Below are 19,852 nucleotides of genomic sequence, written 5' to 3' on the forward strand. Positions count from 1 at the left end.
GCTGCAGGAATGACGACCCACAGCCAAGAGCCGAACCACAACAAGCGACAAGCCACCTCGAGGTGTCGCGCACCTACCGGAACTGCTGTCGCACACCAGCCGGAACCTTGTCGCCCGGCTACCGGAACCGCGTCTTCAAACCGTCGCGCAGGAACCGGAACCGATGTGTCCACCATCTACCGGAACCACACACCGGAACCACACAATCGTGGGCAGGCATTGGGCACAGATCCCCGCAAACGATCAGCGTCAGCCGTAGACAGCCGGACATGCGGAACCCCCGCGCACCTACATCAGTGCAGGTCAGGCGGGGGTTTCTACTGGTAATGAGAAGTAGGGCGGGTGGGACTTGAACCCACGACCCACGGATTATGAGTCCGATGCTCTGACCGGCTGAGCTACCGCCCCCTGCGAGAGTGCAGTCTCCCACAAAATCTCGCGCTTGCCAGCATAGATCGCATCCCACCGGCGGGGGCGCCAATGGCGTTCCCTCGCGTCCCTTCCTTCTGGTGCCCCGCCCCCGAGGAGGGCGGAGCACCCCGGTTCCGGAAGCCGGGAATGGATGCGCGGCTCTCGGCGTTACATGCCTCGTGGCCGGTGTGCCCAGTGTCCCCGGGCCTCACCTATCGCCTTCACGGAATACCGTTCGGCTGGAGCCGTGTTGCGCCTTTCGCCGAGAGGCGACCTGCACACCGGTTCGCACACGTGGGGAAACGCCCGCCCGATCCCGCCGGATCGGGCGGGCGTTTCCTCGTCCGGCCGCCCCGTCTCACCGGATGAGTCAGGCGTTTCCCGTGGATCTGGCCGATGCCGCAGGATCAGGCGGGTGTCTTCTCGTCCGCGGGCCGCCGCGGTTCGCAGGTCCCGACCCTGCCGAGGTCCTGGCAGGCCTTCCGGTAGGCCTCGCACCTGGCTTCCAGCTCCCGTTCCTCCTCAGTCATGCCTGGCATCCTGGCCGTCCCGCGCGGGGTGACCGGTCAACTTGGCAGAACCTCTACCGTTCCCCGCTCTCCGTCGACCCGGACGTGATCGCCGTCCTTGATGCGCATGATGGCGTTGCCGGTGACGACGGCGGCGTGGATGTCGGGTTCGCGCGCGACGATCGAAGCGTGGGACAGCGGGGCGCCCATGCCGGTGACGGCGGCGGCGCGGAGGAACAGCGGCGTCGTTGGTCAGGGTGGTGGCAAGGATCTCGCCCTGTTTGAGCCGTTCGCCCTCTTCCGGCCCCGGGATGACTCTCGCCACGCCTTCGACGATGCCGGGCGCGCCGCGCGTCGTAGAGGTCGGCGCGGCCGTCGGGCGAGGCGGCCCAGCGGACGGGGTCGAAACCGCGCGAGTCGCGCGGGCTAGCCTGCGCGACGTACGCGAGCGTCGAGATGGTCCTGTGCCGCCTTGGCGACGGCCTGGGGGTCGTCCGGCTCGCCCGCCCCCACCGCACGCTGCCACGCGCCGGCCGGCAGGTCGGCGAGCCGTTCGTCGGGCGGCTTCGCCGAGGCGGCCGGGCGGTACCAGGCGATCAGGAACCGGGCGGCTTGGCCGAGGCCGGCGGGCGGCGCCGGGCGATCAGGAACCGGGCGGCTTCGCCGAAGCGGTCGGGCGGTACCAGATGACCAGGAACCGGGCGACTTCGCCGAAGCCGGCGGGCGGTACCAGATGACCAGGAACCGGGCCTCTTCGCCGAGGCCGGCGGGCGCTGCTAGGTGACCAGGGACCGGGCGGCTAGACGCCCTTCACCCCGTCGAGCAGTTCCCGCACCACGTCGAGATGGCCGTTGTGCCGCGAGGTCTCCTCGATCAGGTGCCCGAACACCCATCGCAGCGTGAACTCGTGGCCGGCGCGGCCCTTGCGCGCCGACAGCTCGTCCAGGTCGTGGTCGGCGAGCTTGCGGTCGATCTCCGCGCACGCGCGCGTGTACTCGTCCACCACATCGGCCAGCGTCCGCGAGGGGTCGGGCGTGAAGTCCATGTCGGGTGCCTCCTCCGACCACGGCGCGCCCACGTCCTCGCCGAGGAACACCACTTCGAACCACCAGTGCTCGACCCAGCGCAGGTGGCTGATCAGCCCGGCGATCGTCATGAGCGGCGAGTCGGGCAGCGGCGCCTTCCGCGCGGCCTCGTCGCTCAGCCCTTCGCACTTGGCCACGGCCGTGGCACGCGCGTAGGTCAGGAAGGTCTGCACGGTCGCTCGCTCGTCCCAGCTTCGCGGGACATCGGTTCTCTCCATGGCCCCAAGCTACTCATCCGTCATTTCGGGTAGCTGTCGGCTATGAGGCCCGCCGTCGTTGTGCTCGCGCTGCTCGTGCCGCTCGCCGTCGCAGGATGCGCCGCCGACACCGGCGCGCCCGCCCGTACGGCGGAGCGGTTCGTCGCCGCCGTGACCGCCCGGCAGGGCGAGGCGGCCTGCGCGCTGCTGGCCGCGAGGGCCGCCCAGAAGCTGCCGGACAAGGGCCAGACGTGCGCCCAGGCGCTGGTGGAGCTCGGCCTTCGGGAGGGCCCGGTGGTGTCGGCCGTCGTGTGGGGTGACGAGGCGCAGGTGCGCACGACCCGCGACACGATCTTCCTGCACCGCTTCGGCGGCGGCTGGCGGGTCAGGGCCGCGGGCTGCACGCCGCGGGGTGACGACCTGCCGTACGACTGCGAGGTGGAGAGCTGATGCGCGCGGTGTTCGTCACCACGGTGCTCATCGTCGTGGTGGGGCTGACGTGGTTCTTCGCGATGGGGCTGATGCACCGATGAAGCGTTTCCTCAAGGAGAACTCGCTGTCGTTGTTCTTCCTGCTGATCTTCGCGCTGGCGCTGGTGGGCCAGGCGGTGGCGGGCAACGGTCAGTACAACGACCGGCAACTGGTCGACGGCGGGCAGCCGATCTCGGTAGTCGAGTACGTGGCCTCGTCGGACTTCGCGGTGGACGTGGCCGAGAACTGGCAGTCCGAGTACCTGCAGTTCCTGCTGTTCATCGTGGCCACGGTGTGGCTGGTGCAGCGGGGCTCGCCCGAGTCCAAGGAGGTCGGCAGGGAGGGCGGCGAGTCCGACGAGGACCAGATGGTGGGCAGGCACGCCCAGCCCGAGTCGCCGAACTGGGCCACGGCCGGCGGCTGGCGCAGGGCGGTGTTCAGCAACTCGCTCGGCTGGGTGATGGGCACCATCTTCGTGCTGTCGTGGCTGGCCCAGTCGGTGGCCGGGCTCGCCGCGAACAACTCCGAGCGGCTGGCCGAGCTGCGTGACCCGCAGGACTGGGGCGCCTACGTCATCGGCCCGGAGTTCTGGAGCAGGACGTTGCAGAACTGGCAGTCGGAGTTCCTCGCCGTGGCGTCGATGGTGGTGCTGTCGATCTTCCTGCGTCAGCGCGGGTCCCCGGAGTCGAAACCGGTCGGCGCTCCCCACGACGCGACGGGGGTCGAGGGCTGACCCGTGACGACGGCGACGACGCGCGTGCCAGGGGCGAAGGCGCCCTGCCTGGCCCGGTCGACGATTCCGTAGATCATCTTGGCCACGTAGACCTGCTCGAAGGCTGGATCGAGGGAGGGCGAGAGCTTGGCGTAGCCGCCGAAGTGGTAGTCGAGGTCGAGGTCCCAGTTGCCGCTCACCTCGCCGTAGGCCTCGCGCTGGAGCCTGGCCACCTCGTCGGCGAGGAAGGCGGCGCCCTTGAGCACGGCGAAGCCGAGCGCACGCTTTCCCTCGGGCAGCCCGGCCGCGATACCCGCCAGGGTGCCGCCGGTGCCGACGGGGCAGCAGATCAGGTCGTAGTCGACGTCGATCTCCCCTGGCAGTTCGGCACAGCCCCGCACCGCGGCCGCGTTGCTGCCGCCCTCGGGCAGGATGGCGACGTCGCCGAACCGCTCGCGCAGGCCGTCGAGCACGGGCGCGGTGTGCTTGAGCCGGTAGGCGGCGCGGTCGAGGTAGGTCAGGCGCATCCCGCACGCCTTGGCGTAGGCCAGTGAGGGGTTGAGCGGCAGACGCTCCTCACCGCGCACCACCCCGATCGTCTCGAAGCCGTGCTCCATGCCCGCCCTGGCCAGCGCGCGCAGGTGCCCCGAGTGGGCGCCGCCGAAGCTGAGCACGCGTGGGTGGCCCAGGTTGTACTTGAGCTTGCGGGCCTTGTTGTCGTCGTGCTTGAGGAAGAGCCTGACCGTCCCGAGCCGGGGATCCCTCATTTCCTCCATCGCGCTAGTCTACGGTCGAACCGTTGTTGAGGAGTGTTCGATTATGCGCGTTATTGAAGCTTTCCGTGGCGCCTATGGTGCCGAGCCGGCGACCGTGTGGCGGGCGCCCGGACGCGTCAACCTCATCGGCGAGCACACCGACTACAACGACGGTTTCGTGCTCCCCTTCGCCGTGCCGTGGGGTGTCACCGCCGCGCTCAGCCCGCGCACGGACGGCACGATCAGGCTCCTGTCGCTGCAGTCGCCCGGCGCGCCCGCCGTCATCGAGACGTGGGAGTCCGCCACCGGCTGGACCCGCTACGTCGTCGGTGTCCTGGCCATGCTCGGCTCGCGCGTCCAGGGCGCCGACATCGTGATCGACGGCGACCTGCCCGCGGGCGCGGGGCTCAGCTCCAGCGCGGCCCTCGAGGTCGTCGTCGGCTCCGCGCTCAACGAGGTGTACGGCCTGGGCATGACGCCCATGGAGATCGCCCTGCTCGGCCAGAAGGCGGAGAACGACTTCGTCGGCATGCCGTGCGGCATCATGGACCAGGCCGCCTCGGCGCTGTCCGAAGAGGGCAAGGCGCTCTTCCTCGACTGCCGCTCCCTCGGATACCGCGCCATCCCGCTGGACCTGGCCGCGTACGGGCTGCGGATCCTCATCATCGACACCGGTGTCCACCACGAGCTGGCCGACGGCCAGTACGCCAGGCGCCGCGCCGACTGCGAGTCCGCCGCCCGCAAGCTGGGGGTCGCGGCCCTGCGCGACGTGACGGACCTGGCGGGGGCGCTGGCCGTCCTGCAGGGTGACGAGCGCAAGCGTGTCCAGCACGTCGTCACGGAGAACCACCGCGTCGAGGCGGTCATCGGGCTGCTGCGCGCGAAGGCGGTCGCCGAGATCGGGGCGCTGCTGAACGCCTCGCACCTGTCGCTGCGCGACCAGTACGAGGTGTCCGCGCCCGAGCTCGACGTCGCGGTGGAGGCCGCCATCAGGGGCGGGGCACGCGGCGCGCGGATGACCGGCGGCGGGTTCGGCGGGTCGGCGATCGCGCTGGTGGCCGAGGAGCGGGTGCCCGCCGTCCAGGAGGCGGTGCTGGCCGCCTACGCCGAGCGCGGCTGGAAGGAGCCCCGGTTCCTGCCCGCCACGCCCGCCAGGGGCGCCCACAAGCTCACCCGCTGAGCGCGGCGCGACGGTCTCCGGCCGGCGTCGCGTGACGCTCCGGAGCTCTTCGATCACACAGTTTCCCGGTTCGGGGGACAAATCATGCCGAGCAGGGTGAAGATGTGATCTGCTGCGGGTCCCATGAGGGCGGCGCGGAAAGGGCGCCGCCACAGGAACGTGCCTCCGACCCGGAATCGGCAGGACGCTCCGCCAACCCGGAATGCGCTGGGTGCCAGGTGCTTACGTGGATGAGATCCCTTCGTCCCTTCGATGTCCACACCGCCGCCGAGAAGACCGTCGACTTCCGTGAGGCGGAACGATTCATCCGCCTGTTCCACGCGGAGAACCCGGACGCGGGGGACGTCACCGCGCGCCTGCGCCGGATCGCGAGGGACGCGGCGAAGTTCGGCACCTACACGCACACCGCCGAGGAACTGGAGTTCGGCGCGAAAGTGGCCTGGCGCAACAGCAGCCGCTGCATCGGAAGGCTCTACTGGCGGTCGCTGAAGGTCAGGGACCGCAGGGACGTCTCCACCGCCGAAGGCATCGCCGTCGAATGCGTCGCCCACCTGCGAGAGGCCACGGGCCACGGCAAGATCCGGCCGATGATCACCGTGTTCGCCCAGGACCACCCCGGCTGCCCTGGACCGCGCATCGTGAACGAGCAGCTGATCCGCTACGCCGGCTACCAGCTCAAGGACGGCGGCGTGCTCGGCGACCCGCGCAACGTCGCCTTCACCGGACAGGCGCTCGCCATGGGCTGGCGCGGCGGCCAGGGAACCAGGTGGGACGTGCTGCCACTGGTCGTCCAGCCCGCCAAGGGACGGCCGCTGCTGTGCAGCGTGCCAGGGGACGCGGTCCTCGAAGTACCGATCAGGCATCCCGAGTACCGCTGGTTCGAGGAACTGGACCTGCGCTGGCACGCCCTGCCGGCCATCTCCAACATGTGCCTGGAGATCGGCGGCATCTGCTACCCGTGCGCGCCGTTCAACGGCTGGTACATGGGGACCGAGATCGGCGCCCGCAACCTCGCCGACCACGACCGCTACGACCAGCTCCCGCTGATCGCCCAGCGGCTGGGCCTGGACACCTCCAGCGAGCGCACCCTGTGGCGCGACCACGCGCTGGTGGAGCTCAACGTGGCGGTGCTGCACTCGTTCGAGCGGGCGGGGGTGACGATGACCGACCACCACACCGAGTCCAGGCGGTTCCTGACCCACCTGGAGCGGGAGGAGAAGGCGGGCAGGGTCTGCCCGGCGGACTGGTCGTGGATCGTGCCGCCGATGTCAGGCGCGGCCACCCCGGTCTTCCACCGCTACTACGACCGGCACCGCCTCACCCCCGCCTTCGTCCCCGCCCACCCGTGACTCCCCCGCTCCCCGCTCCCCGTCTCTCCACGGCAGCGTCTCTCCACGGCAGCGCAGGCACCTCTCCACGGCAGCGACAGACCTCTCTTCACGCGGACAAGCGCAGGCACCCCTTCACGGCGGCCCAGGCCTCTCTTCACGCAGCGCAGGCACCCGTTTCCAGCGGCCCAGGCCTCTCTTCACCGTGCAGGCCGCTCTTCACGGCAGCGCGGGCGCGGGCCGTCCGGCCGGCGCGTCTTCCTTCTGTACGGCAGGCCCGCTCAGGCGCCTCCGCCCGGCACGGGGTCCCGCCCGTCCAGGGGACGCTCCTCGGGCGCGCGTGGCGGGGGTGGGCGACGGCGACCCCCACCCGGCCTGCCCGATCACGGCTTTCCGGACCTGCCCCCCTTGGTGTAGAACGTTGTTCTGTAACGTCGGTGGCAGGGCCTGACGCCTGGAGGGTGCGCGATGTCGGAGCTGGTGCTGTCGTCGGTCGACCAGGGCGTGATGACGCTGACGTTCAACCGTCCCGAGCGCCTCAACGCGTGGACAGACGCGATGGGCCGCCGCTACTACGACCTTCTGGAACAGGCCGAGAAGGACCCCGCCGTACGGGCGATCGTGGTCACCGGCGCGGGCAGGGGCTTCTGCTCGGGCGCCGACTTCCAGACCCTCGACGCCATCCGGTCCGGCACGTATGACGAGGAGCCCGACCCCAGGCCGAACACCTTCCCCACCACCATCCGCAAGCCGATCATCGCCGCCGTCAACGGGGCGTGCGCCGGGCTCGGCATGGTGCACGCGCTGGTGTGCGATCTCGTCTTCAGCGCCGAGGACGCCAAGTGGACGACGGCCTTCGCGCGCAGGGGACTGATCGCCGAGTACGGCCTGTCGTGGGTGCTGCCGCGGCTCATGGGGCAGCAGCGGGCCATGGACGTGCTGCTGTCGGGGCGGGTGTTCACCGGCGCCGAAGCCTGCGCGATGGGCCTGGTCAACCGGGCGGTCCGGGGCGAGGAGCTGGTGCCGCAGGCACAGGCGTACGCGCGGGAACTGGCGGTGCACAGCTCTCCGGCGTCCATGGAGGTCATCAAGCGCCAGGTGTGGGGCGACTGGGACCAGACGCTGGAGGCGTCGGCCAAGGCCGCGGAGCGGGAGATGATGGCCTCGTTCGGCCGCCCCGACTTCACCGAGGGGGTGGCCGCCTTCCTCGAACGCCGCGACCCCCGCTTCCCTCCCCTATGACGGGGTGATGGATCCGCTCGGGCGCCTCGGATGCCCCTCGCTGTGTCACTCGCCAGGGCTCCCTGCTGAGTACTCAGCGAAGATCTCGGTCAGGACGCGCCGTGCGTTCAGCGCCACCTCGTCGGTATCGCCCAGGGTGTCTGAGCAGGTGGCCATCGTCTTCCAGAGAGCCCAGCCACGCCCGCGCGCCCACTTCGCATCGTCAACGGACAGTCGCTCGCGGAACGCCTGGCGGCCGTCGGCGGTCAGCAATGTCCACGCGATCGCCAGGTCGCAGGCCGGGTCGCCGACGCCGCACGTGCCGAAGTCGATGACGGCTGCCAACCGCCCGTCCTCGAGCAGGACATTGCCCTGGGCAAGGTCACCGTGGAACCACCTGTCCACACCGTCCCAGCGTGCGTCCAGCGCGGTCTTCCAGATCTCGCGCGCCAGGCTGACATCGACGTGGCCGTCCAGTTCCTTCAGCGCGTGCTCGAGCAGCCCCTCATAGGTGCGCAGTGTGGCGCCCCGGAACCAGTTGTGCTTTCCCGGCCGGGGACCGTCAGCGGTGTCGACGGCCTGCAAGGCCGCGACGAAGCCGGCCAGGTCGACCGCGAATCCGACCGGATCGGCGATCCGGTCGGCGCTCGCAGGCTCGCCGTCGAGCCACTGGTAGATCGACCACGAGAAGGGGTAGCCCGCACCTGGCTCGCCCTTCGCCAGCGGGGCGGGAATGGGCAGCGGAAGCTGGGAGGCGAGCGGCGGAAGCCACCGGTGTTCCTTTTCCACCGCCAAGGCGTACTCGGCTGCGCTGGGCAGACGCATCAGCATTCCGTCGCCGAGGTGGAAGGTCACGTTGTCCCAGCCACCATTGGCTACGGGCTCGACCGGGAGGTCCGCCCACTGCGGAAACTGCTCGGCGACGAGCCGATGAGCCTGCTCCGCGTTGACCGTGACGCGCTGGGGCAGTGGGCCAAGATCGGGTATACCGCTCAACGAGACCTCCCTGTCCGGCAACGGACTTGAGTGTGCGACCAGGACACTGGCTAGGCATCCTGCCAGCCGGCGCCTGTCAGCGCGCAAGTGCGAACAGACGCCACCGCCCTGGCCTGCCCGTATGCCGTCGTCCCACCTGCAAGGAAGCGGGCCGGCTGGGGGGCTGCCCCGGCCACGCGCCCGGTGACAGGGCTGAGCGACGTTTCGGTCTACTTCGACCCGAGCACGAACACGTCCGGCTCAAGGACCTGCGCGCTGGAGCAGGCCGTGGCGGTCCTGAGGGCGTAGGAGGGGGCGAGAAGTTCGACAGCGTACGTCCCAGAGGAGGCCCGCACGCTCCCGTTCTGACGCTCTTAACGACTCAGGCCCTCCCACCTGTCACCAGGGAGAGGGCCTGCATCGTATGTTCCTTGGCTGAGCCAAGCTCCCGCGATAGGACTCGAACCTATAACCTGCCGGTTAACAGCCGGCTGCTCTGCCGATTGAGCTACACGGGATCGGACTTTCGCGCTTCCCGGCCGGGGCTTGGGGCCCTTCCGTTCGGCGCAGGAATAGATTAGCGCACATCTGGAGTGCGTGTCGCATCGTGAGCGGGGTAGGCCCGGAGACAGCGGAGGTGGAAAATGCGATATCGGATGATGTTCGCTGTCGGATTGGCCGTTGGCTACGTGCTCGGCACCAGAGCGGGGCGGGAACGCTACGAGCAGATCAAGCGCGCGGCCCGGCGTGTCGCCGACAGCCCGAGGGTTCAGGAGGCGGCCGGGCTGATGGGGGCCCAGGTCTCCAAGGTGGCCGGCGTGGCGCGGGCGAAGGTCGGCGACAAGGTGCCGTTCCTGGGGAAGGGCCGCGAGGCCGACCATCTGGACACCGGGACGGGCTGGCCCGAGTCCGAGAAGCCGGAGTCCAGGACGCAGGCCGACGACAGCGGCGTGCCGTACTAGACGCACGAGGGGGCCCGGGGGGACAGCCGGGCTCCCTTCAGACGCCCATGCTGCGCCTGATGCCCTCCAGCGCCTGCTCGGCGTGGGCGCGCAGCCCGGGGTCGTCCGGGTCGAGGCCCTCGTCGAAGTGCAGCTTCCAGGTGAAGTCGTTCGAGCCGGGCGCCCTGCGGGCCACCAGGCGCACCCCTCCCCTGCTGGGCAGCGGCACGTACTTGTTGACGACGATCGTGGAGTTGACCCGTTCGCGTACGGCCTCGGGCAGCCGGTTCGGTTCGGTGACGGGCGCCGACAGGCGGCGGCCGTCGGACGTGGTCAGGTTGAGCCCTTCGTCGTCCCATGCCGCCCGCTCGACCTGCTCCCACGGCACCCGTTCGCCGTCGGGCAGGAACAGCGCCAGGTCGGTGGCGACCACGTAGCCCTCGCCGGACCGGGCGAAGGTCAGCACGCGCTCCCCGCTCGTGGTGGCCAGGTTCTTGCGCACGTCGGACGGCAGGCGGCGGAAGATGCTCATGAGGCCAAGGTATCGGCGAGCAGATCCAGGGTGAGCGCCGCACTCCAGGAGAAGTCCCTGCACCCCCTGCCGCTGCCGTCGAAGGGGTCGAAGCATTCGCGGAAGCCCGCCTGCCGTACCAGCCGGAGGGTGCCGGTGGTGAGCAGCTGGGCCAGGTGGGGCAGGTCGTGGAGGATGGCGGCGCGGCGCAGCAACCAGTTGGTGTTGACCCAGGACGGGCCGCGCCAGTAGCGGGTCCGGTCGAACTGGTGCGCGCGGATCTCGCAACTCGGCACGGGGTAGCCGGCGGCGCCCATGAAGCGGGCCGACTCCAGGATCTCGACCAGCGCGGTGACGGTGTCGCGGGGCAGTTCGGGGTCGAGGAGGGGGCCGAAGGCGCCGATGGTGGTGACCGGGATGAGGCGGTTCGCGCGCAGGTCACGGGCATAGAAGCAGCCGTTCCAGAGGCGCTCGGCGAGGGCCGTCCTGATCCTGGCGGCCTGGTCGGTGTGGGGCGCGGGGTCGCGGCCCGCGACGGTGGCCAGCTCGGCCAGGGCGTGGCAGGAGGCCAGCCAGACGCCGTTGAACATCGGGTCCTCGACGGCGAACGGGTGGTCGTCGCGCAGGTACTCGTGGCGGTAGCCCGCGTCGCGGTAGCGGAGGGCGAGCCAGACGTAGCGGTCATGGTCGCTGTCGGGGTGGCGCTCGTCCAGGCTGGGGGTGCGGTAGCCGTACCGGATCTCGGGGAGGGCGGCCAGCGGCTCGTCCCAGGTGGGGCTGTCGTCCATGCCGGACTCCCACGGGTGGACGATCGCGGCCAGCCCGCCGCCGCCGAGGTCGCGGGCGGTGGCCAGGTAGGCGTGCTGGGCGGCGAGCGCGGGGAAGACGCGCCTGACGTAGGCCGTGTCGGCGGTGTGCCGCCACACCCACCAGACGGCCAGCGCGTGCAGCGGCGGGGTGGTCAGGCCCGAGGTGAGGATGCCGGAGGGGGCGTCGGGGTGCTCGGAGGAGCGCCAGACGGAAGGCCCGGGAAAGTACGCCTCGGGGGTGTGGAAGACGATGTGCGGGATCATCCCCGTCGCCCACTGGCCCTTCAGCAGGCCGTCCAGCTCGGCCGTCGCACGCTCGGGCCGGTGCCTGGCCAGCCCGATCGCGACGAAGGCGGAGTCCCAGCTCCACTGGTGCGGGTAGAGGCCAGGGGCGGGCACGGTGGCCGACCCCATCCAGTTCGCCTCGAGCACGTGCAACGCCTCGCGCCCGAGCGCGGCGTCATCGACCGCCGGCCGCGCCTCCATCTGCTCACTATGCTCCGGTCTGTCCTAGCTGAACAGGGTCTCCCCCCAGAACCCGCCCGGCCGGACGCCCGGCGGGCACACCCACAGGCCCGAGCCGACGTGCTGGATGTACTCGTTGAGCTGGTCCGTCCTGGCCAGCGACCGCTGGATCGGGATGAACCCGCGCTCGGGGTCACGCTGGTAGGCGATGAAGAACAGCCCGGCGTCGAGGCGGCCGAGCCCGTCGCTGCCGTCGGTGAAGGAGTAGCCGCGGCGCAGGATCCTGACACCGCCGAGCGAGGCGGGGTTGGCCAGTCTCACGTGCGAGTCGGCGGGCAGCAGGGACAGGTCGACGGGGTCGTGCTCCCGGGTACGGCCGTAGGCGGCGCCCTCGCCCTTCGTGCGGCCGAAGATGTCCTCCTGCTCCTTGAGCGAGGTGCGGTCCCAGGTCTCGATGTGCATCCTGATCCGCCGCGCCACCAGGTAGGAGCCGCCCACCAGCGCCTGCGGCCCCTCCGAGCCGATCCAGACGTGCTGGTCGAGCAGCTTGGCGTCGGAGCCGGGGATGTTGTTGGTGCCGTCCTTGAAGCCCATCAGGTTGCGCGGGGTCTGCTCCTCGGGCGTGGTCGAGGAGGTCTTGCCGAAGCCGAGCTGCGACCAGCGCACGCCGGCCGTGCCGAACCCGAGCCGCACCAGGTTCCGTACGGCGTGCACCGCCACCTGCGGGTCGTCGGCGCACGCCTGGACGCACAGGTCGCCGTCGCTGCGGGCCGGGTCGAGCTTGTCGCCGGGGAAGCGCGGCAGCGGCTTCAGCGCGGCGGGCCGCTCCAGGCCGAGCTTGTCGAAGAACGACGCGCCGAAGCCGATGGTGAGCGTGAGCCTGGAGGCGGGCAGGCCGAGCGCCTCGCCGGTGTCGTCGGGCGGGGCGAGCGGCACGCCGAGCGCCCCCTTGCCGACCTCGCGCCCGGCCGTCATCTGCTCGGCCGCCGCGGTCCACTGCCTGAGCATGGCCACGACCTTGTCGCGTTCGGTGGTGGTGAGGTCGAACGCGGCGAAGTGCAGGCGGTCCTGGACAGGGGTGGCGATGCCCGCCTGGTGGGCGCCGTGGAAGGGGATGGGGGCGTGACCCGCGGCGGCGGCAGGGGCGGGCGTGGCCTGCTGGGCCAGGCCGTAGACGGCGCCTCCCGTCACGCCCGCGCCGGCCACGAGCCCGGCGCCGGTCAGCAGCCTGCGTCGCGTCACCATGGCTCAGCCCGCCACGGCGGCCGCGAGGCCGGACAGGGGCTCGGCGAGGGCGTTGACCGCGTCGGCCAGCTCCTTGACCTGCTCCTTCGACAGCTCGGTGTAGGAGACGAAGCCGTCGCCCTTCCGGTAGGCGGCCAGGAGCTTGTCGAGGTCGGCGAACCGGGTGTCGAGCGTGGTGACCAGGGCGGGGTTGCGCTCCATCAGGATGGGCGTGAGCAGCTCGTAGACCTTCTTGGCGCCGTCGACGTTGGCGTCGAAGTCCCACAGGTCGGTGTGGGAGAAGGCCTCCTCCTCGCCGGTGACCTTGCCGGTGGCGACCTCGTCGAGCAGTTCCTTGGCGCCGCTGGCCATGGAGGCGGCGGTGATCTCCGCCTCGGGCAGCCGCTTCTTGAGGTCGTCGAGGTCGGCCAGCAACTGGTCGGCGTACTTCTTCTCCTTGTCGAGGCTGTCGGGCTGCTTCCACAGCGCCTTCTCCAGGCGGTGCCAGCCCGTCCACTTCTGACCCTCTTCGAGGTCGGCCTCGCGCAGGTCGACCTTGGGGTCGATGTCGCCGAACGCCTCAGCCACCGGCTCGATGCTCTCCCAGCCGACCCGGCTGGGCGCGTAGAGCGCCTTGGCCCGCTTGACGTCGCCCTTCCTGACCGCGGCGGCGAACTCCTCGGTCTTGGCGATCGTGTCGTCGACCTGGGCGGTGATGTAGGCGCGGTAGTCGGTGACCGCCCTGGTCACGCGCGGGTCGGCGGCGGCCTTCAGCTCGCCGGTGACGGTGAAGGGCGCCTTGATGCCGTCGCCCTTGTGGCCGGGCTTGCAGGCGAGCTCGTAGCTGCCGCCGCCGATCTCCACGACGAGGTCGGCGGTGGTGCCGGGCTGGATGTTGTTGCGCTCGCTCACCACGGTCTTGTCGGCGCGGTAGACGTAGACCGCGGTGAACTGGCCGCCGTCGTTCTTGATCGCGAACTTGACGACGCCGGCCTTGAGGGCGGTCTTGCCGACGACGCAGGTGGTGTCGGTGGCGGTGACGGGCACGTTCTCCTGGACCGCCCCGGTCGGGGCGGGCCGCGGAGCCGAGGCGGCGCTGCCGCTGCCGCTGGCGCTGCCGCCGTCGGCGCCGTCGTCGGCGGCGGTGCCGCAGGCGGCGAGCGTGACGGCGAGTACTCCACACAGGGCTAGGGAACGCATGGTCGACTCCTTGAGCGCGTTAGGTCGTCCTAACTTAGCTATCCCTAACCTAAACCGCCTACGTGGGGTCCGTCACCTACCGCGTCTTGGCCCACCGGGAGACGAACATCACGGCCACGGCGATGCCGCCGATGATCAGCGCCCACTTCAGGAGCGTGAGAGCGAAGCCCAGGATCGGGCCGACGAGCATGAGGCCGACAATGACCAGGGCGATGATGAGCAGGATGCGTGCCATGGGAGCAACGCTAGGCCGCCGGAGCCCGACATGGACCGGTTCGGCGGTCTAATCAGGGACAAGTCAGGGAGACCCCCTCAGGGTCAGGAACCCCCCTGGACACGACCGTCGTTGACCCGGTAAATGGGTGCGGGGTCCTCACTTCGACGGGGGAACGTTGATGCAACCGACCGGGCCGCCGATGAGCCGGGAAGGCGCCGACCACGCGCTGCGACAGCGCGGCGAAGAACGTGACCGCATCTCGGGCGACCTGCTCGACCTGGAGTCCCACACCACCTTCCAGCTGCTCAAGAGCACCGCCTTACGCGGCCGGACGCTGATTGTGTGGACCGCGGCGCAGCAGGCCGTGACCACGCTCTGGGCGTTATACGACGCCTATCGCGGGGTGCTGCGGCAGGCCGAGGAGGTCAGGGCCCGCCGCGCCCGCCCCGGGCCCGCCGAGCTGGAGGAGCTGACCGCCCTGCTCGCCGGTCCCTCCGTACGGCCGGCGCCGGAGAACCTGCCGGTCGAGCGGAGGTCGTTACGCCCTCCCCCGACCCAGGGCCTGACCCTCGACGAGACCGTCGCCCGGATGGACGAGGCGTTCCGCGCGACCGCCGACGCGCTGCGCGAGATCGACGCGGCGTGGACCGCGTTCCTGCCGCCGCTGGAGTCGGCGGCCACCCGCCTCGGCGAGATCACCCGCCTGACCGCCGAACTCGGCGAGCCGCCCCTCGCGCCAGGGCACGAAGAAGAACTCGCCCGCCTGCGCTCCACCGCCGCCGCCGACCCGCTCGGCCTCTCCCCCGCCGACCTCGACCGGCTCGGCGCCACGCTCGACTCCCGCCTCGCCGAACTCTCCCGCGCCGACGCCCTCCGGCAGTCGTACGGCCCGCGGCACTCCACCCTGATCCAGCTGCTCGAGCAGGTCAGGACCGCTGAGGCGGAGGCGCGCAGGACCCACGCCGCGGTGTCGGTCAAGATCCTCCTTCCCCCCTCGACCAGGCCCCTGACCGTCGCCGACCGCCTCGCCGCCGACGCCGCCGCCCTTCCCGGGGCGGACGCGCCCGCCGGCGGCTGGGTGGAGCGCGCCAGGCGCCTGTCCGGCGCGGAGCGCGCGGCCCGCGAGGCGCTGACACGGGCGCGGACGACGACGTCGGCGCTGCTGGGGCTGATGGCCCGCAGGGACGAGTTACGCGGGCGCCTGCTGGCCGTCCAGTCCAAGGCCGTCCGCGTCGGGCTGGCCGAGGACCCCGAGACCGCCCGCCGTTTCACGCGGGCCCGCGAGCTGCTGTGGACCGCCCCGTGCGATCTCAACCAGGCGGCGGAGGCCGTGGAGAACTACCAGGACGCGATCCAGAGAGGGCGCCGATGACCAGGTGCGGGCAGCCGGGCTGCACGGGCACGATCCAGGACGGCTTCTGCGACGTGTGCGGGCATCCCGAGAGCCCGCCGGCGACCGTCTCGGGCGATGCCACCGCCCCGTCGGGCGGCGGGCCTTCGGGCAGCGTGCCGTCGATCAGCGGGCCCTCGGGCAGCAGGCCGTCGGGCAGCAGGTCGAGCTCCGCCAGGCGGTCGGCGGGCGTGCTGGGTCACGGCCTGGTGGACGTGCCGCCGACGCCGTACCGGGATCCGGCCGAGGCCGTCATGGACAACCCCGAGGTGCCGGAGGACAAGCGGTACTGCTCGGCGTGCGGCCGGCCGGTGGGGCGCAGCCGCGAAGGAGTGGCGGGCCGTACCGAGGGGTTCTGCCCGCACGACGGCACGCCCTACAGCTTCACCCCCAAGCTGTCGCCGGGGGCGCTGGTGGCGGGCCAGTACCGCGTGCTGGGCTGCCTGGCGCACGGCGGGCTGGGCTGGATCTACCTGGCCGCCGACGAGAACCTCGACGGCCGGTGGGTGGTGCTGAAGGGCCTGCTGAACGCCGCCGACGCCGAGGCGCTCGCGGCGGCCGAGGCGGAGCGCAGGTTCCTGACGACGGTCGACCACCCCAACATCGTCAAGATCTTCAACTTCCAGCGGCACGAGGGCGCCGGCTACATCGTCATGGAGTACGTCGGCGGGCCCTCCCTGCAGGAGCTGCTCAAGCAGCGGCTGCGCCAGGGCGAGGCGCTGCCGACGCGCCAGACGATCCCCTACGCGCTGGAGATCCTCAGGGCCTTCGAGTACCTGCACGACAACGACCTCGTCTACTGCGACCTGAAACCCGCCAACGTCATCCAGGTGGGACAGCAGCTCAAGGTCATCGACCTGGGCGCCGTGCAGCGCGTCGGCGCGCGCACCGGCAGCTCGTACGTCACGGCCGGCTACCACGCCCCCGAGATCGCCACGTCCGGGCCGTCGATCACCGCCGACCTGTACACGGTGGCGCGCACGCTGGCCGTCCTGAGCCATCCCTTCAGCCCCGCGAAGGACAACGTGGAGGTGCCGCTGCCGGGGCTGGAGGCGTGGGGGAACGAGTCCTTCCACCGCTTCCTCGTCCGGGCGACCCACCCCGAACCCGGCCGGCGCTTCCCCGACGCCGCCGAGATGGCCGAGCAGCTCACCGGGGTGCTGAGAGAGATCCGGGCGGCGGAGGACGGCGTGCCGTACCCGAGCCAGTCGGCGGTCTTCGGGCCCGAGCGGGTCGCGGAGGGAGTAACAGGGGTCTTCGAGCCGCTGGATCCCAAGGCGGCGGTGGCGGCGCTGCCGGTGCCGCTGGCTGACCCCGCCGATCCGGCGGCGGGCCTGCTGCCGGGGCTGCTCGCGCGTGACCCGCGCGAGCTGCTCAGCCGGGTCTCGGCGCTGCCCGCCACCACCGAGACGCTGCTGACCAAGGCCAGGGTGGTGGCCGAGCACGATCTGTCCGACGACTTCCTCGACGAGGCGGCGCGGACCCTCGGCGGCGACTGGCGGGTGACCTGGTACCAGGCGGTGCGCGCGCTCGCGTCGGGCAAGCCTGACCTCCAGCTGTTCGACCGCTGCTTCGGCCTGCTGCCCGGCGAGCCCGCCGTGAAGCTGGCCCTGGGGTTCGCGCACGAGCAGGCGGGCGACCACCAGGCCGCCGCCCGCTGGTACGGCACGGTGTGGCGGACCGACCGCGGCTACGTGAGCGCCGCCTTCGGCCTGGCCAGGGCCGAGCTCGCGGCCGGGAACGGCAAGGCCGCCGCGGCGGCGCTCGACCAGGTGCCCGCCTCGTCGAGCCAGTACGTGGCCGCGCAGAGCGCGCTGGTCATGATCGCCGCCCGGCGCCCTGCCGCCCAGCTCGCCCCCGCCGAGCTGATCGCCGCCGGCGAGCGCCTCGACCGGCTCACCCAGCTGGAAGGGCGGCGCCGCGGCGAACTGGCGGCCGAGCTGCTCGAGGCCGCGCTCACCTGGGTGACGGCCGCCGCCCCGCCGCCCTCCCACACCACCACGCTGCTCGGCGCGCCCCTCACCCAGAGCGGCGTGCGGCGCAGGCTGGAGGGCGTCTACCGGGAGCTGGCCAGAGCCGCCCCGACCAGGCGGGAACGGTACGAGCTGGTCGACCGCGCCAACGCGGTCCGTCCGAGGACCTGGCTGTGAGCTGCCCGGCGTGCGGCGCCCCCGTGCTCCCCGACCACGCCTTCTGCGAGCAGTGCGGCTCCCCGCTCGGTCCCGCCCCCTCCTGTACGGCATGCGGCGGCGAGATCGCCGACGGCTACTGCCTCCAGTGCGGCCTGCGCGCACCGGCCGCGACCGACCACGTCGAGCTCATCCTCGACTCGGGTGCGGCGGGCGCCAGCGACAAGGGTCTGCGGCACAGCCGCAACCAGGACGCGATGGCGCTGGGCGAGGCCGAACGGCACGTCATCGCCGTGGTCTGCGACGGGGTGTCCCAGTCACCGCGCCCCGAGACCGCCTCGACGCTCGCCGCGCAGACCGGGGTCGCCGTCCTGGCCGAGGAGCTCAAGGCGGGTTCGAGCCAGGAGGCGGCCACCAGGGCGGCGTGCGCGCGGGCCGCCCGCGCCGTCGCCGCGCTCGGCACCTCCGCCGACGACGCGCCCGCCTGCACCTACGTGTCGGCGGTGGCCGGTCCCGACCTGGTCACCGTCGGCTGGGTCGGCGACAGCCGCGCCTACTGGCTGCCGGACGAGGGCGCCGCCGTCCTGCTGACCGACGACGACGTCGCCTCGGCGGGCGTGCTGACGGCGTGGCTGGGCGCCGACGCCAGGAACGCCGGGTGCCGGGCGCTCGGCTTCGTGCCCGACTCCCCCGGCCTGCTCATGATGTGCACCGACGGGCTGTGGGGTTACCTCGACGATCCCGTCTCCTTCCGCGCCGCCGTACCGATCGACGGGGCGCGCGCGCTCGTGCACCACGCGCTGGCCTCGGGCGGGCGCGACAACGTCACCGTCGTTCTGATACCGGTCAGGAGAGCCTGTTGAGCGAGTTCACGCTGCACGTCGACCAGAACAAGTACCTGCCGATCGGCGGCAGGGAGGTGCACGCCGTCCTCACCGTGACGGGCGCGGCGGCGGCTCCCACGCCCGCCCAGGCCGCCGAGGTGATCATCATCGACACCTCGGGGTCGATGAGCGGCGGCAAGATCAGAGAGGCGCGGCAGGCGGCGAAGGCCGCCGTCGACACGCTGCGCGACGGGGTGGAGTTCGCGGTGATCGCGGGAGACACCTCGGCCCGCATGGTCTATCCCCGCGGCCGCAAGCTCGCCACGGCGAACGTCAGCACGCGGGGCAACGCCAAGAGCGCCATCGACGCCCTGGACGCCGACGGCGGCACCTCGATCGGGCAGTGGCTGCGCCTGGCCGCCGACCTGCTGGAGAGCAGGCCCGGCGCGATCAGGCACGCGCTGCTGATGACCGACGGGCAGAACAACGAGGGCGACGCGGCGTTCGCCGGTGCGCTGAAGCACTGCGAGGGCAGGTTCGTCTGCGACAGCCTCGGCGTGGGCGCCGACTGGGTGCCCGCCGAGCTGCGCAAGGTCTCCGAGGCGCTGCTGGGCACCTTCGACTTCGTGCGCGACCAGCGCGACCTGGCGGCCTTCTTCACCAGGATCACCGAGGCGTCGATGGGCAAGACGGTCGCCGAGCTGGCGCTGCGCGTGTGGATCCCCAAGGACGCCACGCTGAAGTACGTCAAGCAGGTCTCGCCCTCGCTGCTCGACCTGACCGGGAAGGCGGCCGCGGTCAACCCGCTGACCGGCGACTACCCGACCGGCTCGTGGGGCGAGGACGAACGGGAGTACCACCTGTGCGTGGAGGTGCCGCCGTCCGCGCCGGGACAGGAGATCAGGGCGGCGTGGGTCAAGCTGGTCCGCCCCGACACCGGCGACGTGCTGGCCAGCGGCAACGTCCTGGCGCACTGGACGGACGACCTGGCCGCCTCGACCCGGATCAATCCGAAGGTGGCGCACTACACGGGCCAGGCGGAGCTGCACGAGCTGATCCAGGAGGGGCTGAGCGCCCGGGCGGCGGGCGACACGGCGACCGCGACGGCCCGGCTGGCGAAGGCGCGGCAGCTGGCCGGCTCCTCGGGGCGGGAGGACACCGCCAGGCTTCTGGACAAGATGGTGGAGGTCGACCCCGGCACCGGGACGGCCCGGCTGCGCAGCCGGGTGGACAAGGCCGACGAGATCGAGCTCGACACGGGGTCGACGCGGACCAGCCAGCTGCGGCAGGAGGGCTGA

20 protein-coding genes and 2 tRNA genes are annotated in these 19,852 nt (G+C 71.6%); 10 read left to right on the plus strand and 12 right to left on the minus strand.

Features of this window, described 5'->3' with window-relative positions:
• Nucleotides 1–334: 334 nt before the first annotated feature.
• From ABZX22_RS06200 to ABZX22_RS06215, 4 genes are all read right to left on the minus strand, one after another.
• A tRNA-Ile gene (locus tag ABZX22_RS06200) sits at nucleotides 335–408 on the minus strand.
• A 410-nt stretch (nucleotides 409–818) separates the two neighbouring features.
• Complete coding sequence (locus tag ABZX22_RS06205; protein WP_354906507.1) at nucleotides 819–941, minus strand: hypothetical protein; 123 nt, start codon at nucleotides 939–941, stop codon at nucleotides 819–821.
• Between the two features lie 36 nt (nucleotides 942–977).
• Entirely contained in the window at nucleotides 978–1,130 is a 153-nt protein-coding gene (locus tag ABZX22_RS06210) for a PEP-utilizing enzyme (protein WP_354906508.1), read from the minus strand.
• Nucleotides 1,131–1,719: 589 nt separating this feature from the next.
• Nucleotides 1,720–2,223 carry a DinB family protein gene (locus ABZX22_RS06215; protein ID WP_354906509.1) on the minus strand — a complete coding sequence of 168 codons (504 nt, stop codon included), beginning with the start codon at nucleotides 2,221–2,223 and terminating at the stop codon, nucleotides 1,720–1,722.
• 42 nt (nucleotides 2,224–2,265) lie between these two features.
• On the opposite strand from ABZX22_RS06215, the gene ABZX22_RS06220 reads away from it, so the two are divergent.
• Together ABZX22_RS06220 and ABZX22_RS06225 are read left to right on the plus strand one after the other, a co-directional pair.
• A complete protein-coding gene (locus ABZX22_RS06220) occupies nucleotides 2,266–2,652 on the plus strand; it encodes a hypothetical protein (protein WP_354906510.1) in 387 nt (128 codons plus the stop codon).
• A gap of 79 nt (nucleotides 2,653–2,731) precedes the next feature.
• Nucleotides 2,732–3,406, plus strand: coding sequence for a DUF6766 family protein (locus ABZX22_RS06225; RefSeq protein ID WP_354906511.1), 675 nt, complete (start codon nucleotides 2,732–2,734; stop codon nucleotides 3,404–3,406).
• Here ABZX22_RS06225 and ABZX22_RS06230 read toward each other — a convergent pair.
• The gene (locus ABZX22_RS06230) at nucleotides 3,340–4,161 is read right to left on the minus strand and encodes a 1-aminocyclopropane-1-carboxylate deaminase/D-cysteine desulfhydrase (RefSeq protein ID WP_354906512.1); all 822 of its coding nucleotides are present in this window, start codon (nucleotides 4,159–4,161) and stop codon (nucleotides 3,340–3,342) included. The two genes, ABZX22_RS06225 and ABZX22_RS06230, sit on opposite strands and share 67 nt — an antisense overlap.
• A 43-nt stretch (nucleotides 4,162–4,204) precedes the next feature.
• Between ABZX22_RS06230 and galK the strand changes: the two genes are divergently transcribed.
• From galK to ABZX22_RS06245, 3 genes are all read left to right on the plus strand, one after another.
• Nucleotides 4,205–5,320, plus strand: a complete 1,116-nt coding sequence (gene galK, locus ABZX22_RS06235) for a galactokinase (protein WP_354906513.1) — start codon at nucleotides 4,205–4,207, stop codon at nucleotides 5,318–5,320.
• A 230-nt stretch (nucleotides 5,321–5,550) separates the two neighbouring features.
• Nucleotides 5,551–6,669, plus strand: a complete 1,119-nt coding sequence (locus ABZX22_RS06240; protein ID WP_354906514.1) for a nitric oxide synthase oxygenase — start codon at nucleotides 5,551–5,553, stop codon at nucleotides 6,667–6,669.
• Nucleotides 6,670–7,116: 447 nt separating this feature from the next.
• Nucleotides 7,117–7,890, plus strand: coding sequence for an enoyl-CoA hydratase-related protein (locus ABZX22_RS06245; RefSeq protein ID WP_354906515.1), 774 nt, complete (start codon nucleotides 7,117–7,119; stop codon nucleotides 7,888–7,890).
• A gap of 45 nt (nucleotides 7,891–7,935) precedes the next feature.
• Here ABZX22_RS06245 and ABZX22_RS06250 read toward each other — a convergent pair whose 3' ends face one another.
• Both ABZX22_RS06250 and ABZX22_RS06255 read right to left on the minus strand, forming a co-directional pair.
• Entirely contained in the window at nucleotides 7,936–8,865 is a 930-nt protein-coding gene (locus ABZX22_RS06250; protein ID WP_354906516.1) for an aminoglycoside phosphotransferase family protein, read from the minus strand.
• A 424-nt stretch (nucleotides 8,866–9,289) separates the two neighbouring features.
• Nucleotides 9,290–9,362 (minus strand) — tRNA-Asn (locus tag ABZX22_RS06255).
• Between the two features lie 126 nt (nucleotides 9,363–9,488).
• On the opposite strand from ABZX22_RS06255, the gene ABZX22_RS06260 reads away from it, so the two are divergent.
• Nucleotides 9,489–9,806 (plus strand): YtxH domain-containing protein, encoded by a 318-nt coding sequence (locus ABZX22_RS06260; RefSeq protein WP_354906517.1) that lies wholly within the window; start codon nucleotides 9,489–9,491, stop codon nucleotides 9,804–9,806.
• A 37-nt stretch (nucleotides 9,807–9,843) separates the two neighbouring features.
• Here ABZX22_RS06260 and ABZX22_RS06265 read toward each other — a convergent pair whose 3' ends face one another.
• The 5 genes from ABZX22_RS06265 to ABZX22_RS06285 all read right to left on the minus strand — a co-directional run bounded on the left by ABZX22_RS06265 (nucleotide 9,844) and on the right by ABZX22_RS06285 (nucleotide 14,229).
• Entirely contained in the window at nucleotides 9,844–10,317 is a 474-nt protein-coding gene (locus ABZX22_RS06265; protein WP_354906518.1) for a hypothetical protein, read from the minus strand.
• Nucleotides 10,314–11,591, minus strand: a complete 1,278-nt coding sequence (locus ABZX22_RS06270) for a hypothetical protein (protein WP_354906519.1) — start codon at nucleotides 11,589–11,591, stop codon at nucleotides 10,314–10,316. Before ABZX22_RS06270 ends, ABZX22_RS06265 begins: the two co-directional genes overlap by 4 nt.
• Nucleotides 11,592–11,615: 24 nt before the next feature.
• Nucleotides 11,616–12,815 (minus strand): iron uptake transporter deferrochelatase/peroxidase subunit, encoded by a 1,200-nt coding sequence (gene efeB, locus ABZX22_RS06275; protein ID WP_354906520.1) that lies wholly within the window; start codon nucleotides 12,813–12,815, stop codon nucleotides 11,616–11,618.
• Between the two features lie 3 nt (nucleotides 12,816–12,818).
• Nucleotides 12,819–13,994: an iron uptake system protein EfeO gene (gene efeO / locus ABZX22_RS06280; RefSeq protein WP_354906521.1), complete on the minus strand. Its 1,176-nt coding sequence runs from the start codon at nucleotides 13,992–13,994 to the stop codon at nucleotides 12,819–12,821.
• A 76-nt stretch (nucleotides 13,995–14,070) separates the two neighbouring features.
• A complete protein-coding gene (locus ABZX22_RS06285) occupies nucleotides 14,071–14,229 on the minus strand; it encodes a hypothetical protein (protein ID WP_354906522.1) in 159 nt (52 codons plus the stop codon).
• Nucleotides 14,230–14,410: 181 nt separating this feature from the next.
• On the opposite strand from ABZX22_RS06285, the gene ABZX22_RS06290 reads away from it, so the two are divergent.
• The 4 genes from ABZX22_RS06290 to ABZX22_RS06305 are packed head-to-tail and all read left to right on the plus strand — an operon-like array spanning nucleotide 14,411 to nucleotide 19,852.
• A complete protein-coding gene (locus ABZX22_RS06290; RefSeq protein ID WP_354906523.1) occupies nucleotides 14,411–15,583 on the plus strand; it encodes a hypothetical protein in 1,173 nt (390 codons plus the stop codon).
• A complete protein-coding gene (locus ABZX22_RS06295) occupies nucleotides 15,580–17,751 on the plus strand; it encodes a tetratricopeptide repeat protein (protein ID WP_354906524.1) in 2,172 nt (723 codons plus the stop codon). Before ABZX22_RS06290 ends, ABZX22_RS06295 begins: the two co-directional genes overlap by 4 nt.
• The gene (locus ABZX22_RS06300) at nucleotides 17,748–18,593 is read left to right on the plus strand and encodes a protein phosphatase 2C domain-containing protein (protein ID WP_354906525.1); all 846 of its coding nucleotides are present in this window, start codon (nucleotides 17,748–17,750) and stop codon (nucleotides 18,591–18,593) included. Before ABZX22_RS06295 ends, ABZX22_RS06300 begins: the two co-directional genes overlap by 4 nt.
• Entirely contained in the window at nucleotides 18,590–19,852 is a 1,263-nt protein-coding gene (locus ABZX22_RS06305; protein WP_354906526.1) for a VWA domain-containing protein, read from the plus strand. Before ABZX22_RS06300 ends, ABZX22_RS06305 begins: the two co-directional genes overlap by 4 nt.

The organism is Nonomuraea sp. NPDC003804 (assembly GCF_040610675.1).
Classification (GTDB): Bacteria; Actinomycetota; Actinomycetes; order Streptosporangiales; family Streptosporangiaceae; genus Nonomuraea.

Bases quoted from the DNA above. Each gene is read 5' to 3' on its own strand.
- ABZX22_RS06220 (WP_354906510.1), top strand. From the start codon at position 2,266: ATGAGGCCCGCCGTCGTTGTGCTCGCGCTGCTCGTGCCGCTCGCCGTC.
- ABZX22_RS06285 (WP_354906522.1), bottom strand. From the start codon at position 14,229: ATGGCACGCATCCTGCTCATCATCGCCCTGGTCATTGTCGGCCTCATG.
- galK (WP_354906513.1), top strand. From the start codon at position 4,205: ATGCGCGTTATTGAAGCTTTCCGTGGCGCCTATGGTGCCGAGCCGGCG.
- ABZX22_RS06240 (WP_354906514.1), top strand. From the start codon at position 5,551: ATGAGATCCCTTCGTCCCTTCGATGTCCACACCGCCGCCGAGAAGACC.
- efeB (WP_354906520.1), bottom strand. From the start codon at position 12,815: ATGGTGACGCGACGCAGGCTGCTGACCGGCGCCGGGCTCGTGGCCGGC.
- efeO (WP_354906521.1), bottom strand. From the start codon at position 13,994: ATGCGTTCCCTAGCCCTGTGTGGAGTACTCGCCGTCACGCTCGCCGCC.
- ABZX22_RS06230 (WP_354906512.1), bottom strand. From the start codon at position 4,161: ATGGAGGAAATGAGGGATCCCCGGCTCGGGACGGTCAGGCTCTTCCTC.
- ABZX22_RS06215 (WP_354906509.1), bottom strand. From the start codon at position 2,223: ATGGAGAGAACCGATGTCCCGCGAAGCTGGGACGAGCGAGCGACCGTG.
- ABZX22_RS06210 (WP_354906508.1), bottom strand. From the start codon at position 1,130: ATGGGCGCCCCGCTGTCCCACGCTTCGATCGTCGCGCGCGAACCCGAC.
- ABZX22_RS06295 (WP_354906524.1), top strand. From the start codon at position 15,580: ATGACCAGGTGCGGGCAGCCGGGCTGCACGGGCACGATCCAGGACGGC.
- ABZX22_RS06260 (WP_354906517.1), top strand. From the start codon at position 9,489: ATGCGATATCGGATGATGTTCGCTGTCGGATTGGCCGTTGGCTACGTG.
- ABZX22_RS06245 (WP_354906515.1), top strand. From the start codon at position 7,117: ATGTCGGAGCTGGTGCTGTCGTCGGTCGACCAGGGCGTGATGACGCTG.
- ABZX22_RS06290 (WP_354906523.1), top strand. From the start codon at position 14,411: ATGAGCCGGGAAGGCGCCGACCACGCGCTGCGACAGCGCGGCGAAGAA.
- ABZX22_RS06205 (WP_354906507.1), bottom strand. From the start codon at position 941: ATGACTGAGGAGGAACGGGAGCTGGAAGCCAGGTGCGAGGCCTACCGG.
- ABZX22_RS06265 (WP_354906518.1), bottom strand. From the start codon at position 10,317: ATGAGCATCTTCCGCCGCCTGCCGTCCGACGTGCGCAAGAACCTGGCC.
- ABZX22_RS06225 (WP_354906511.1), top strand. From the start codon at position 2,732: ATGAAGCGTTTCCTCAAGGAGAACTCGCTGTCGTTGTTCTTCCTGCTG.
- ABZX22_RS06270 (WP_354906519.1), bottom strand. From the start codon at position 11,591: ATGGAGGCGCGGCCGGCGGTCGATGACGCCGCGCTCGGGCGCGAGGCG.